Annotated in this window: 1 protein-coding gene and 1 pseudogene; both read left to right on the top strand. The window is 54.3% G+C overall.

What is annotated here, in order from left to right; translation table 11 throughout:
• Window positions 1–152, top strand: a pseudogene (locus AWB65_RS36565) (IS5/IS1182 family transposase); the annotation flags it as partial.
• Window positions 153–533: 381 nt separating this feature from the next.
• The coding region (locus AWB65_RS37590) for a hypothetical protein (protein ID WP_125474317.1) at window positions 534–773 on the top strand (240 nt) is incomplete at its 3' end.

The raw sequence follows: 773 nt of genomic DNA, 5'->3' as shown, positions 1-773 counted from the left end.
CCAAGGTAGGTGAGATACTGCAAGGTCGCGGCCTGAAGATCGGCACCGGCACCATCGTGGATGCCACCATTATCGGTGCGCCGAGCTCGACGAAAAACAAAGAAAAGGCGCGAGACCCCGAGATGCATCAGACACGAAAAGGCAAGCAGTGGTGTGTGTCACGAACCTGAGCGCAAGCTTGGGATGCTGTACCGAAGATGGAAGAAGGTCTTCCGAAGTCGGCTTGCAGGAGCAGACTTCAAACCGCCCGGTGCTGCTGCGTTCAAAAGGCGTGGTGGTGAGCGACTGTGGAAAAGTCACCCGCTGAGGGTGGCAGATACGTATTGAGAAGATGAGCGAAAGCAAACCGTTCGATGACGCATCGTTATGCCCAAGGCGCTGTCGAAACTGAGGTAGACCATTGGCCTCAGGACAAATCGGGACGATACCTGCTTACGGGCCCGATGGCAGCCGGTGTATAGGCGGCATGATCTCAATACAGGCTTTGGTACGGAACGTGAGAACCTTGTTCCAGATGCGAAGGGAAATGACAAATGGCAGAAACCATGAGGAAGAATACCGATGCTGGACCAAGGGGCGGAGTCACCCGTAGTAGCGTGGAAGCGCCTGTAATGGGAGCGGAGCGAAGGGGTGACGTTATCCTGCCGGCAAACGTTGTCAACCTCGGAAATTTTCAAGCTAGATGTCGCCTCAACAATTGGATTTCAGGCGGCTTTTTGCTCTTGCGTTTGAGGGTGTCGAGTGAGTTCAGATTTACCGACCTGATCGGGATT

The organism is Caballeronia humi, from assembly GCF_001544475.1.
GTDB lineage: Bacteria > Pseudomonadota > Gammaproteobacteria > Burkholderiales > Burkholderiaceae > Caballeronia > Caballeronia humi.
This window is presented reverse-complemented; position numbering and strand designations above follow the sequence as displayed.